This is a genomic window from Arthrobacter sp. K5 (assembly GCF_040448525.1).
GTDB lineage: Bacteria > Actinomycetota > Actinomycetes > Actinomycetales > Micrococcaceae > Arthrobacter > Arthrobacter globiformis.
On sequence record NZ_CP159279.1, the window covers coordinates 4,044,252 to 4,057,125 of the forward strand.

Annotated in this window: 10 protein-coding genes, 1 tRNA gene and 1 rRNA gene; 6 read left to right on the plus strand and 6 right to left on the minus strand. The window is 65.8% G+C overall.

Annotated features, from left to right (window positions below; translation table 11 throughout):
- Window positions 1-128: 128 nt before the first annotated feature.
- The 3 genes from rrf (at window position 129) to ABRP34_RS18460 (ending at window position 1,693) form a co-directional block, all read left to right on the plus strand.
- Window positions 129-245: ribosomal RNA gene (gene rrf, locus ABRP34_RS18450) — 5S ribosomal RNA — on the plus strand.
- Window positions 246-456: 211 nt separating this feature from the next.
- Window positions 457-1,098: a LysE family translocator gene (locus ABRP34_RS18455; RefSeq protein ID WP_353711270.1), complete on the plus strand. Its 642-nt coding sequence runs from the start codon at window positions 457-459 to the stop codon at window positions 1,096-1,098.
- A gap of 106 nt (window positions 1,099-1,204) precedes the next feature.
- The gene (locus tag ABRP34_RS18460) at window positions 1,205-1,693 is read left to right on the plus strand and encodes a hypothetical protein (RefSeq protein ID WP_353711271.1); all 489 of its coding nucleotides are present in this window, start codon (window positions 1,205-1,207) and stop codon (window positions 1,691-1,693) included.
- Window positions 1,694-1,700: 7 nt separating this feature from the next.
- Here the strand turns inward: ABRP34_RS18460 and ABRP34_RS18465 are convergent, their stop codons facing one another.
- Window positions 1,701-2,714, minus strand: coding sequence for a LacI family DNA-binding transcriptional regulator (locus ABRP34_RS18465; protein ID WP_353711272.1), 1,014 nt, complete (start codon window positions 2,712-2,714; stop codon window positions 1,701-1,703).
- 3 nt (window positions 2,715-2,717) lie between these two features.
- Window positions 2,718-4,469 (minus strand): glycoside hydrolase family 13 protein, encoded by a 1,752-nt coding sequence (locus ABRP34_RS18470; protein ID WP_353711273.1) that lies wholly within the window; start codon window positions 4,467-4,469, stop codon window positions 2,718-2,720.
- 224 nt (window positions 4,470-4,693) lie between these two features.
- On the opposite strand from ABRP34_RS18470, the gene ABRP34_RS18475 reads away from it, so the two are divergent.
- Window positions 4,694-6,064, plus strand: a complete 1,371-nt coding sequence (locus tag ABRP34_RS18475) for an FAD-linked oxidase C-terminal domain-containing protein (protein WP_353711274.1) — start codon at window positions 4,694-4,696, stop codon at window positions 6,062-6,064.
- 51 nt (window positions 6,065-6,115) lie between these two features.
- Here ABRP34_RS18475 and ABRP34_RS18480 read toward each other — a convergent pair whose 3' ends face one another.
- The 4 genes from ABRP34_RS18480 to otsA form a co-directional block, all read right to left on the minus strand.
- On the minus strand, window positions 6,116-7,534 hold the full coding sequence (locus tag ABRP34_RS18480) for a DUF4032 domain-containing protein (protein ID WP_003798280.1): 1,419 nt from the start codon (window positions 7,532-7,534) through the stop codon (window positions 6,116-6,118).
- Window positions 7,535-7,714: 180 nt separating this feature from the next.
- Complete coding sequence (gene ugpC / locus ABRP34_RS18485) at window positions 7,715-8,797, minus strand: sn-glycerol-3-phosphate ABC transporter ATP-binding protein UgpC (RefSeq protein ID WP_003798282.1); 1,083 nt, start codon at window positions 8,795-8,797, stop codon at window positions 7,715-7,717.
- A gap of 240 nt (window positions 8,798-9,037) precedes the next feature.
- Window positions 9,038-9,865 carry a trehalose-phosphatase gene (gene otsB, locus ABRP34_RS18490; RefSeq protein WP_003798286.1) on the minus strand — a complete coding sequence of 276 codons (828 nt, stop codon included), beginning with the start codon at window positions 9,863-9,865 and terminating at the stop codon, window positions 9,038-9,040.
- Window positions 9,855-11,267 carry an alpha,alpha-trehalose-phosphate synthase (UDP-forming) gene (gene otsA, locus ABRP34_RS18495; RefSeq protein ID WP_245531454.1) on the minus strand — a complete coding sequence of 471 codons (1,413 nt, stop codon included), beginning with the start codon at window positions 11,265-11,267 and terminating at the stop codon, window positions 9,855-9,857. The genes otsB and otsA overlap by 11 nt, the downstream gene beginning before the upstream one ends.
- 269 nt (window positions 11,268-11,536) lie before the next feature.
- Between otsA and ABRP34_RS18500 the strand changes: the two genes are divergently transcribed.
- Window positions 11,537-12,427, plus strand: coding sequence for a DsbA family protein (locus ABRP34_RS18500; protein WP_353711275.1), 891 nt, complete (start codon window positions 11,537-11,539; stop codon window positions 12,425-12,427).
- Between the two features lie 144 nt (window positions 12,428-12,571).
- A tRNA-Thr gene (locus ABRP34_RS18505) sits at window positions 12,572-12,645 on the plus strand.
- Window positions 12,646-12,874 lie beyond the last annotated feature (229 nt).

The following is a 12,874-nucleotide window of genomic DNA, read 5'->3' on the forward strand; positions in this document are numbered from 1 at the left end:
CTATGTGGTTCCCAACCAACAAACCCGTTGGAACAGGAACCAAAATAAACTGAATAACAACACCACAGTTGTTGTAACCACAAGATTTCCCCCGCACACCCGCACGGGTGTGTGACGGGACACAGGGTTACGGCGGTCATAGCGTGGGGGAAACGCCCGGTCCCATTCCGAACCCGGAAGCTAAGACCCACAGCGCCGATGGTACTGCACCCGGGAGGGTGTGGGAGAGTAGGTCACCGCCGGACACTATTTAGGGCTCAGGCCCCGACGATGAACGTCGGGGCCTGACCCTTTTAACGCCTAGGGAGACCCAACCCTCCCTCACATCCTGCAGGTTTTTCCCGAACCCTCCCTCACATCCTGCAGGTTTTTCCCGAACGCTCCCTCACGTCCTGCGGGCCCGGACTTGTTGGATGAAATTGGCCGGCAGGATTCCGGTCGAGGATAATCGTCGCCATGACATTCGCTTCGCTTGTAGCCTTCGCTGGACTGTGCCTGGTTCTGTCCCTTACGCCCGGACCGGACACGTTCCTGGTGCTGCGCATCGCGTTGAACCGGCCCAGCGCAGGGATTGCGGCCGGGGCGGGCTCGGCCGTTGCCGCCGTTGCCTGGGCGGCGCTTGTCGGGCTCGGACTGGCAGCGATCCTGGAGCAGTCCGCAGAGGTGTTCCGCTGGATCAAGATCGCGGGCGGCCTCTACCTGCTTTATCTCGGCATTTCCTCGTTCCTGAAGACGCGGAAGGCCGCAAAGGATGGCATGCAGGGTGGCAACGAAGTAGGCGGGCTTCGTTACGGCAGGATCGCTGGCCTCGGTGCCGGCGCGCTGTCCACGCTGCTCAACCCCAAAGTTGGCCTCTTCTACCTGGCGGTCGTTCCGCAGTTCATCCCACAGGGCGGCGATACCATGGGTACCGCGATGATCCTGGGGGCACTGGAAGCGGTCATCGCGTTCGCCTACCTGGCCGTCGTCTCGCTCGTCGCTTACAAGGCGATGGGGTGGCTGCGTCGCCCTAAAGTGAGCACCGGCGTCGAACGCGTCAGCAGCGGCATCATCACCGCCCTCGGCGCCGGCGTCATCGCCTCCGGCGCGAGCAGCTAGCCCCGCTACATTTCATCGGGACGGCGGGATGTGAGGAAGCGTCCGGGGTTTCGCGGCGGGATGTGAGGAAGCGTCCGCGGTGGAGAGGCCGGTAGAGTTGGTAGCCATGGAAAATCTCTTCAGCCACGCCGCAGGCAGCGATGTGCCCGAGCCCGTAGACAACCTGGACCCTGTCATCTGCACTGCAGTGGTCCCAGGGCCGGTAGCCCGGGCGTTCATGGGCTTCACAGACCACACGCATCTGTGGTGGCCCATGGAGAACATCAGCGTGTACGGTCCCGGCTCCTACGTGGAGTTCGAGGAAAACCTCATCCTGGAGACCGCCGACGACGGCCGGGGCGCTACATGGGGAACCATTGACGATTGGCAGCCACCGCTGTCCTTCCACGCGTCGTGGTACCCCGGCAGCACCGCGCTCTGGTCCACTGAGCTTCGTGTTGCGTTCCGTGGCGTCGAGGACGGCACGGAGGTGCGCATAGTCCACGACGGCTGGGAAGGTGCCGAGGACCCGGCCGGCACCCGGGCTGCCTGGGAGAAGGACTGGCCGGAGGTTCTTGACCGGTACGTGCGGTTCATGGGCGGCGCTTCAGACTAGTGCGGCTCTAGGACGGGGGTACCGCCGTGCTCCGCCGAATAACAAACCGTGTGGGGTATTCGGTGTTCGCGACGGCGCTCTCCGCTCCGGCGTCGAACTCCTCCAGCAGCAGGCGCACCGCCAATGCTCCCTGGCCCCGCGGATCCTGATCAATCGTGGTCAGGCCGAACAGCTCGCCCAGTTCGTGTCCGTCGAAGCCGACGACTGACAGGTCTTCGGGCACCCGGAGCCCGAAGTCCCGGGCGGCCAGGATGGTTCCTATCGCCATCTCGTCCGACGCTGCAAAGACTGCCGTTGGCCGTTCCGAAGCTCCGCCGAGAAGGTCCCGTGCAACGGTGTAGGCACCCTCGATGGTGAAATCCGCCCTGACCACCCACGAGGAACGCAGGGGGAGTCCTGCAGCCGTCATCGCCTTTTCATATCCGTCGAGACGTGTGCGCGGGATCTTGAAGTCCTGCTCGTACACCGAATCGCCCGTGAGGTGCGCGATCCGCGTGTGGCCGAGCCGGATGAGGTGGTTCACCGCCGACTCCGCCAGAGCATGGTCGTCTATTCGGATGGTCGAAGCTCCGGGCAGTGGTCCGCCGATGCCTACGAGCGGACGGTTGATGGCAAGCATCTGGCCGATCTCCCCTTCCGTCAGCGCCAGCGCCACCGCGATGACCGCGTCCACGCGTTTCCGCAGCAGGAAGTCCTGGAGGATGCTCCGGCGCCGGACCGGCCCCTCCGTGATGTTGTAGAGCGTCAGGTCGTAGCCGGCGTCGAGGAGGGCAGCGGAAATGCCCTCCACCACGGACGAGAAGTACCAGCGGCGGACGGTGGGGACCACGAGGCCGATGTTGCGTGTACGGCCGGAGGCGAGGCTGGATGCCTGGTAGGACGGCACGAAGCCAAGCTCGGCCGCAGCTGCCCGGGCTCGCTCGCGGCTCGCGGGTGACACGTTGCCCTTGCCGCTCAAGGCGCGCGAAACGGTGGCTATGGAAAGCCCGGCCCGTTCCGCAACGTCCTTGATGCCGGCCATGTCTTAACCCTCCGTGCCCTCGACAGGGATCCGCAGCCAGACGGTTTCGCCGGAGCCCAAGGTAAACCGCCGGTCATCCTCGCCGTAGCCTGAGGGCGACGAACTGCGGAGCACAACCTCGCCGGCGGGAAGTTCCAGCGGATCGGAGCCGACGTTCATGACAACCAGGATGTCTCCGTTGAGAAAGGCCAGGGACGAAGCGGTGCACCATTCCTCCGCCCATGAGAGGGAGCCGCGCCCAAGGTCCAGTTCGCGGCGGGCATTGAGCATGCGGCGGTACAGGTTCAAGTGCGACGACGGGTCCCCGGCCTGGGCGTCACGGGCCAGTTTCGCGAAGCTCTCGGGCTGCGGTAGCCAGGGCGCGTCGCCGTCGCCGAATCCGCTGTGTCGCTCGGACGCCTTCCAGGGCAGCGGGACCCGGCAGCCGTCACGTCCCAGCCGGTCACCGCCGGTCCGTGCGAACGTCGGGTCCTGCCGCTGGTGGTCCGGGATATCGATCCCGTCAGGGAGCCCAAGTTCTTCACCCTGGTAGAGGTAGGCGCCGCCGGGGAGCCCGAGCATGAACAGCGACGCCGCCGCTGCCCGGGCCCTGCCCAGCTCCTCATCCGGCTGGGGGTCCTGGGGGCCGATGCCGTCGCCGTCCCGCGGCCCGGACCAGGCGTACCCGAAGCGGGTGGCGTGCCGGACGACGTCGTGGTTGGACAGCACCCAGGTGCTGGGTGCACCCACGGCATCCAAGGACGTCAGGGACTCGGTGACGATGTGGCGCAGGCGGGGGAGGTCCAGCCCCGCATGGAGGTAGGGGAAGTTGAAGGCCTGGTGCATTTCGTCGGGCCTGACCCAGTGGGCCAGCCGCGGCAGGGGGTCCACGTTGGCCTCGGCGCAGAGAATGCGGTCGGGACCGTATTCCTCAAGAATCCGGCGCCACGCACGGTAGATGTCGTGCAGGGCCGGCTGCCCGAACATCGGTGCCTCGTGCCCGGGGAAACCGTCGGAGCTGCTGCCATCCGCGCGCCCGCCCCAGGCGGGGAGGCCCGGGGCCTTGACCAGGGCATGGGCCACGTCCACGCGGAACCCGGACACGCCGCGGTCCAGCCAGAAGCGCAGGATGCGCTCAAACTCGGCATGCACGGCCTGGTTGTCCCAGTTGAAGTCCGGCTGCGATGAATCGAAGAGGTGCAGGTACCACTGGCCCGGAGTACCGTCAGGTTCGGTAATGCGGGTCCAGGCTGAGCCGCCGAAGTGCGACTCCCAGTTGTTGGGTGGTTCGTTACCCTCGGCGCCCTGGCCGTCGCGGAAGATGAACATGTCCCGTTCGGGGCTGCCAGGGCCGGCAGCCAGCGCCGCCTGGAAATCCCGGTGCTGGTCTGAGCAGTGATTCGGGACCAGGTCCACGATGACGCGCAGGCCCAGCCGGTTCGCCTCGGCCACCATGCCGTCGAAGTCGCCGAGCGTACCGAAGATCGGGTCGACGTCGCAGTAGTCGCTGACGTCGTATCCGGCGTCGCGCTGTGGTGAGCGGTAGAAGGGTGAGAGCCAGACGGCGTCCACGTCGAGCTCGGCAAGCTGCGGCATCTCGGCGGTGATCCCCGCGAAGTCACCGATTCCGTCGCCGTTCATGTCCCTGAAGGATCGCGGGTACACCTGGTAAATGACGGCTGATCGCCACCAGCCGTGCGCTTTGTCCGGGGCATGGATGGGCGTCAGGGCGCCAGCCAGCGGCGATGCCGAGTGCAGAAACGAGTCAACAGACATTGGGCCATCCTAAAGGGGGGATGCACGCGAATGAAAGCGTTTACACCCTAAAACCCGTTGACAATTCGGGTCAACTCGACGGCCTGCGGGGTCACCGGCATCACAAGGTTGGAAACGCTTCCAGTGAGGGGAATGCCGGCTGTCCTCCGGCGACGGGGCCAGCACGGATAGGTGCCCACCACATGAGACCTAGACTGAAAGCAAAGTGATCGAACGGGAGACCCATGGGCAGCATCGCCGACGAACTGACATCCATCCTGGGGCCGGGGAAAGTCCTCCGGGACGAGGCCACACTTGCCGTGTACGCGGTGGACCAGGCGCCCGTGGTGGACTACCGGCTGCCCGCCGCGGTGGTACTGGCGGAGTCCATCGATGATGTCCAGGCCACCGTCAAAGCCTGCGCGGCCCGGAATGTGCCGCTGGTGCCCCGCGGTGCCGGGACCGGGGTATCGGGAGGAGCCCATGCCAGCGACGGCTGCATTGTCCTTGGCCTGGAACGGATGAACCGCATTCTGAAGCTCAACGCGGATGACGAGACCGCCGTCGTCGAACCCGGAGTTATCAACGCCGACCTGAACGACGCTGCTGCGGCGCACGGACTCATGTTCGCTCCGGATCCGGCCAGTTTCAGGATCTCCACCATCGGCGGGAACGTGGCCACCAACGCCGGCGGGCTGCGGTGCGCGAAGTACGGCGTGACCCGGGACTCTGTGCTGGCACTGGACGTGGTCCTCGCGGACGGGTCGCTCCTGCACACCGGCCACCAGACGTTCAAGGGCGTGGCCGGCTACGACCTGACCGGGCTGTTCGTGGGTTCAGAGGGCACGCTGGGTATCGTGGTCGGAGCGACGGTCCGGCTGAAGTACCTGCCCCGCGAGGTGCACACGATCGCCGCGTTCTACCCTGACTTCCGGCAGGCCGCGGCCGGTGTGCTGGCCGTCGGCAAGGCGCGCGTGCAGCCGGCCATCATGGAACTGCTCGACGGCGGGTCGCTGGCCCAGTTGGATGAGCTGCACGGATCGGACCTCGCGTCGCGGGGAGCCGCACTGCTCCTGGTCCAGACGGACGGCTTCGGGGCGGCAGCGGAGGCCGACGTGGTGCGGGGGGTCCTGGCGGCCGGCGGTGCCGTGGTCACCACCGAGACCAGCGCAGAGGCGGAACAGCTGGTGGAACTGCGGCGCAACAGCAGGGGCGTGGAGGTGGATGACGAGTACCGCGTGGGCGAGGACGTTGCCGTGCCGCGTTCCAGGCTGGTGGACTACGTGGCGGCGCTGGAAGCGCTGGCCGAGGTCCACGATGTCAGCCTGAAGGTCGTGGCCCATGCCGGCGACGGCAACCTGCATCCGACCTTCTGGATTGACCGCGTGAACGACGTGGTGGACGCCGGCGCCTTGCGCCGCCTGAACACGGCGCTCGACGCGTCCATCGTGGCGGCACTGGAAATGGGCGGAACCATCACAGGCGAACACGGTGTAGGGCAGTACAAGCTGCGCTGGCTGGGACTGGAACAGCCCGAGCCGCTGCGGCAACTGCAGCGCAGGGTCAAGGATCTATTCGACCCTTCCGGCATCCTGAACCCGGGCAAGGCAATCTAAACGACGATCTAGGAGGCGCTCTCAGGCAGGGCTAAAGCCCGCCGGAAAGACTCAGTCGTCGGCGTCGGGATACTCGTCCTCGGTCTCATCGGCCCCGTACCGCGACTCCTCGGTCTCCACGGCGAGGATTTTCAGCATCTCCGTGTCCGGGTTCAGCATGATGGCGGCCTCGTCGCGGCGGTGGCGCAGGATCGAGTCGATGTAGGACTGGACTGCCTCGGCCAGGGGGATGTGCCGTTCCTGCTTTTCGGACATGTACCAGCGGTGCTCCAGCACCTCGTGCACGGCTTCGGCCGGTTCGAGCTTTCCGGAGAGGTCGCGGGGGATGGAACGGACGATCGGCTCGAAGATCTGGCTGACCCACAGGTGAGCGCTGTATTCCTCGTCCATCTCCGGGTTGTTGTCGGCCCGGAAGGAGTCCATGTCGTTGAGCAGGCGGCGGGCCTGGTTTTCCTGGGCGTCGAGGCCGGTCAGGCGCAACAGGCGGCGCATGTGGTGGCCGGCGTCGACGACCTTCGGCTGCAGCTGGATGGTGGAGCCGTTCTGGGTGGTCTTGATCGCGTACTCTTCGACGTCGAAGCCGAGCTCGTTGAGCCGGCGGATGCGGGCGCCGACGCGCCAGCGCTCGCCCAGTTCGAAGGATTCCTTGGCGGTCAGCTCCGTCCACAGGCGCCGGTAGCTTTCCATGATGAGTTCGCTGGTGGCCACGGGGTCCACCTTCTCTTCGATCAGCCCGCCGTCGAGGAGGTCCATGAGTTCGCCGGCGATGTTGACGCGGGCGATTTCCAGGTCGTACTCGCGCTGGCCGGTAGAGAGGTCCGGGTACAGTTCGCCGGTTTCGGCGTCCACCAGGTAGGCGGCGAAGGCGCCTGCGTCCCGGCGGAACAGGGTGTTGGACAGCGAGACATCGCCCCAGTAGAAGCCGATGAGGTGCAGCCGGACCATCAGCAGCGCCTGGGCGTCGATGAGCCGGGTGAGCGTGTCCTTGCGCAGCATCTGGGAGAAGAGCGCGCGGTACGGCATGGAGAACTTCAGGTGGCGGGTCACGAGGACCGGGTTCAGGGGGCGCCCGTCGGGGGTGGTGCGGCCGGTGATGACGGCCACGGGCTCCACGCAGGGCACGTCCAGGCGCGCAAGCTTGCGGAGCATGTGGTACTCGTGGCGGGCGACGTGCTCGGACGTTTCCTTGATGGCGATGACGGAGCCGCCGAGGTGGGCGAACCGAACGATGTGCCGGGAGATACCGCGGGGGAGGGCGGCCAGGTTTTCCGCCGGCCAGTCTTCGAGCGCTATGTGCCAGGGCAGATCGAGGAGTTCGGGGTCGGCGGCAGCGGCCGTGATGTTGAGGTTGCTTGCGACCGAGGCTGCCTTGTCGTCATTGGCGCTGGCTGCTTCGAACCGCGGCAGCTTGCCGATCTGCCCGTAGTCGGTGGGTTCGTCGTGCCACTGCGCGTTGTGTTCCTCGGTCATGGGTCAATTCTTCCGTATTTTGCGGGGGGTGCCTAAAAGGGGGGGGCAGCGGTTAAAGCCCGACGGCGGCCCTCCGGTTGGGGAGGACCGCCGCCAAGGTTCGTGCGGTGCTAACCTGGGCCCACTCCGGCAGGGTTCCCTGGCCGAAGAGGAGCGGGATTAGGGTGCCGGTGGGGAGGATTAGTCGCCCAGGCGCTCGCCGGTCTTGGTGTCGAACAGGTGCACGTGGCCGGACTGCGGACGGACCCAGATGGACTCGCCCTTCATCGGGGGACGGCGGCCGTCGACGCGGGCCACAATGTCGTGGCTCTTGCCGTCCAGCGTGGTGTGGCCGTAAACGTAAGCGTCGGCACCGAGTTCCTCGACGACGTCGACCTCAACCTGGATGCCTTCGCCCTGGGCTGCGGTCTCCAGGTCCTCCGGGCGGCTGCCCAGCGTGACGGTGCGGCCGTGGGCCTCATCGAGGATCTCGTGCGGCACAGGGTAGACGGTGCCGCCGAACTGGACGCCGCCGTCGACCACGGGAAGTTCCAGCAGGTTCATGGCGGGGGAGCCGATGAAGCCGGCCACGAAGACGTTCTTGGGGCGGTCGTACAGGTTGCGCGGAGTGTCCACCTGCATCAGCAGGCCGTCCTTGAGCACAGCAACGCGGTCGCCCATGGTCATGGCCTCGACCTGGTCGTGGGTGACGTAAACGGTGGTGACGCCCAGGCGGCGGGTCAGGGAAGCGATCTGGGTGCGGGTCTGGACACGGAGCTTGGCGTCCAGGTTGGAGAGCGGCTCGTCCATGAGGAAGACCTGCGGGTTACGCACGATGGCGCGGCCCATGGCAACACGCTGGCGCTGACCGCCGGAGAGTGCCTTCGGCTTGCGGTCGAGGTACTGCTCAAGGTCCAGGAGCTTTGCGGCTTCGCGGACGCGCTCGGCGCGCTCTTCCTTGCTCACACCGGCGATCTTGAGGGCGAAGCCCATGTTGTCCGCCACGGTCATGTGCGGGTACAGGGCGTAGTTCTGGAAAACCATCGCGATGTCGCGGTCCTTCGGCGGAACGTCGGTGACATCGCGGTCGCCAATGAGGATCCGGCCGGCGTTGACGTCCTCGAGGCCTGCGAGCATGCGCAGGGAGGTGGACTTACCGCAACCGGAGGGTCCAACGAGGACCAGGAATTCGCCGTCGGCGATTTCGATGTTGAGCTTGTCAACAGCGGGCTTTTCAGTGCCCGGGTACAGACGCGTAGCGTTGTCAAAAGTAACTGTTGCCACAGTTATCAATCCCTTCACCGGCAGGTACGTGCCGGACGATCCGTAGTGAATGGTTCATGTAATTCAGTTGTGCCCTACATGATGACTCCCCGGCCGAGGCCGAGGAGCATCCAGTGACGCCGCACGGTTCCTGTGCGCCACATCACAAAGAAGAGTATGTCAGATTTATCGCGAATCGGACAAAATGTTACGGACGTCACATATGAGATGCCGCACAGCGGCGTTTACCCGGCAGCCTCGTCAGGATGCGGGAGCAACGGCCTTCCGGCGTTCCCGCAGCAGGGCCTCAAGGAGTTCGGCGACATGGACCGGGGCCTCCACCCGGAACTGTGCCTGGGTGAAGTCGAGGCCCACCTTCACACCGACGTCGTGCTGCCCCAGGCGGGCCAGGGCGTCCTCGTCCGTGGTGTCGTCGCCAGCGAACAGCACGCCGGTGGCTCCGGTGGCCTGGCGGAGGAAGTCCACGCCCTCACCTTTGGATGCGTGCACCACGGACGTTTCCAGGACGCGCTTGCCATTCTTGAGGTAGACACCAGGGCGGTCCTGGAGTGCGGCGCGGGCGGCCGCGACGGCGTCCTCTGCAACGTCGTCCGCCGCCAGTCGTGTGTGCAGGACGACGCCGGCGGGCTTTTCCTCCAGGACGGTGCCGGGCGCGAGGTCCGCGATCTCCGCAAGGATGCCCCGGACCTCGTCGAGAAGTGACAGCTGCTCGGGGTCGAGGGTCAGCGGCGCCGACCCCGGACCCAGCCACGCCTCGGCGCCGTGGCTGCCGATCAGCAGGGTCTCCTCCGGCGGGGAGGCGACCGCCCGCAGACTGTCCAGTGCCCTCCCGGAGATGAGCGCCGTCGTCGTACGCGGAAGCGAACTCAGTTCGGCGAAAGCGGCAGCAGAGCGGGGGAGCGGGCGCGCGTCCCCGGCGTGGTCCACGATGGGGGAGATGGTGCCATCGAAGTCCATGGCCACCAGCAGGTGCTCCGTGCCGGCGATGCGGCGCACTGCCTCCAGCAGTTCGGGGGACAACGTCAGGCGGGTGCCGGCGCCGCCGGTGTGCTCTGCCTCAGGAGTCATCGCGGATTACTTTCTCATTGAGGGCGTTCAGGAAGTCGGCCGACCAGTGGTCGACGTCGTGGTCCAGGATCTGCTTGCGCATGGCGCGCATGCGGCGGGCGGATTCCTTGGGGGACATCTTCACCGCCCGCATCACGGCGTCCTTCAGGCCGTCGATGTCGTGCGGGTTCATCAGCAGGGCCTGCTTAAGCTGGTCGGCGGCGCCGGCGAACTCGCTGAGCACCAGGGCGCCGTCGTTGTTGGTCCGTGCCGTGACGTACTCCTTGGCGACGAGGTTCATGCCGTCGCGCAGTGCGGTGACCAGCATGACGTCCGCCGCCAGGTAGAGCGCCACCATCTCCTCGACCGGGTAGCTGTGGTGCAGGTACCGGACCGCCGTGTTTTCGATGGTGTCGTAGGTGCCGTTGATGTGGCCCACGGTACCCTCGACCTCTTCACGCAGGAGCCGGTACTGCTCCACGCGCTCGCGGCTGGGGCTGGCAACCTGGATCAGTGTCGCGTCGCCCACCTTGAGGTGGCCCTCATTCAGGAGCTCCTCGTACGCCTTGAGCCGGTGGCCGATGCCCTTCGTGTAGTCCAGCCGGTCCACGCCCAGCAGGATGGTCTTGGGATTGCCGAGGTCCTGCCGGATCTGGCGTGCGCGTTCGATGATCTCGGGCTTCCGGGCCAGTTCGGTGATGTGCTGGACATCGATGGAAATGGGGAAGGCCTGGGCGCGGGCGATGTGCGTGAGATCGCCCTCGGTATCCTTGACGTGGACCTGCTGCTGCTTGACGCTGGCACCAAGGAAGCGACGGGCAGAACGCATGAAGTTGCCGGCGTCGCTGCTGCGCTGGAAGCCCACCAGGTCAGCCCCCAGCAGCCCGTCGATGATGGCCTGGCGCCAGGGGAGCTGGGCGAAAATCTCCGGTGGCGGGAACGGGATGTGGTTGAAGAACCCGATCTTCAGGTCCGGCCGCGCCTGGCGCAGCATCCGCGGCACCAGCTGAAGCTGGTAGTCCTGCACCCAGACAGTTGCGCCTTCGTCGGCAGTACGGACGACGGCGTCGGCGAACCTTCTGTTCACCGTGCGGTAGGCGTCCCACCAGGTTCGGTGGAACTCCGGCGGCGCGATGACATCGTGGTACAGGGGCCACAGCGTCGCATTGGAGAAACCTTCGTAATACAGCTCAACGTCATCGCTGCTGAGCTGGACCGGCACAAGGTCCATGCCGCCGTGGCTGAACGGCTCCACTGTCTCATCCGCGGCACCGTGCCACCCCACCCAGGCGCCGTCCGTCCGGGTCATCATGGGAGCCAGCGCGGTGACCAGGCCGCCCGGGGACCGCCGCCAGCCGGAGCCGTCATCGCCGGGCTCACCGGGCGCGCAGCGGTCCACCGGCAGGCGGTTCGAGACCACCATGAAGTCGTACCTGGTGGTGTCCGAGCTGTCGCCGGGCACGGCCGAGCTTTCCGTTTTTGTGTCGGATTTGTCGCTTACGGCTCCGTGCATGGGGGCTCCCTAAGGTTGCTTGTGGCTCCCATCAACCCTATCGGGCCGGAATCTTACGGGCCATTCGTCCGTTGGTCAGGCTGAAACGAATACTTGAAAGCGCAAGCTCCAGGGTTCTCCCCTAAACTGGGGGAGTTGCCCCTGGTGGCCCGCACTTGTCCGTACGACACGAGGAACTAATGAGCCCCGCAAACGAACCCCGCAAGTCCAAAGCAGAACGCACGGCCGAGGCCCGCGAGAAAGCCCGCGAGATCCGGGAGGCGCAGCTTAAGAAGGACAAGCGGAACAAACTGCTCATTGGCTGGGGCATCGTGGTCGCCGTCGTGGCCATCCTTGCCGTCGTCGCACTGGTGGTCACCAGCAGCCTTAAGAACAACGCCCCGGTGGCGGACCAGGGTCCCACCCCGGCCAACGGCAACGTCCACGGCGGCATCACCCTGCTTAAGGGCACCGAAGTGGCAAAATCGGCCGCCGCCACCGTGAACGTCGCAGACATTCCGTCGCCGGCAGCCTCGGCGCCTGCCACCGTCACGGCGCCGGGCGCGGAAGCCGAAAAGGGCAAGCCGGTTAAGGTCGTCCTCTACATCGACTTCATCTGCCCCGTGTGCAAGAACTTCGAGGCGACGTACAACGAGACGCTGACGAAGCTCCGTGACGAAGGCAAGATCACTGTGGAGTACCGGGCCCTGGGCTTCCTGGACAGCCGCTCCACCACCAACTACTCCTCGCGTGCGGCCAACGCCGCCGCATGCGTGGTGAACGAATCCCCGGAGAAGTACTCGGCATTCGTGGACACCCTGTTCGCCAACCAGCCGGCCGAGGGCAGCGCCGGGCTCTCCGACGACGAGCTGAAGAAGCTGGCCACGGACGTCGGCGCCAAGGACATCGGCTCCTGCGTCGAGAACAAGACGTACCGCCCGTGGGTCAAGTACACCACCCAGGAAGCCGCAGCTATTGGCGTGAGCGGTACGCCGACGGTCCTCGTGGACGGCAAGCAGTGGGGCAAGGGCGACAGCGCCCAGACCGAATTCCCGGCCTTCGTTGAGGCGGCCATCAAGGCCAAGGCCTAAGCGGTCTTTTTGGGCGGTGGCCCGGCGTCCGGATTCTCCGGGCACCGGGCCACCTTCCGTTTAAACCGCTTGTCCGTTTTTACGGGCGGGCTGTCCTTGGGCTAACCTTATCTAGCGCCATAGCGCACCTGCCCTGACGGGCACGCCTCCTTAGCTCAGTTGGCCAGAGCACCGCTCTTGTAAAGCGGGGGTCGTCGGTTCGAATCCGACAGGGGGCTCACAAAAAACCGCTCTAACACTGTGAAGTAGTCCAGTGTCGGAGCGGTTTTCTTTTCGCCTCGACGGCCAACCCCTCGGAATATCCTGCAGCGATGCTCAGCTGTCTTCAGGCCAAAAAAGCTATTGCATTAATCATACAATGATGTATCTTTAAGTTGTGACTCGGGACACGTCCAGTTCCCGGGCACCGCCCCTTACGGCTCTACCAGCCAGCGAAACCCGCCCCGC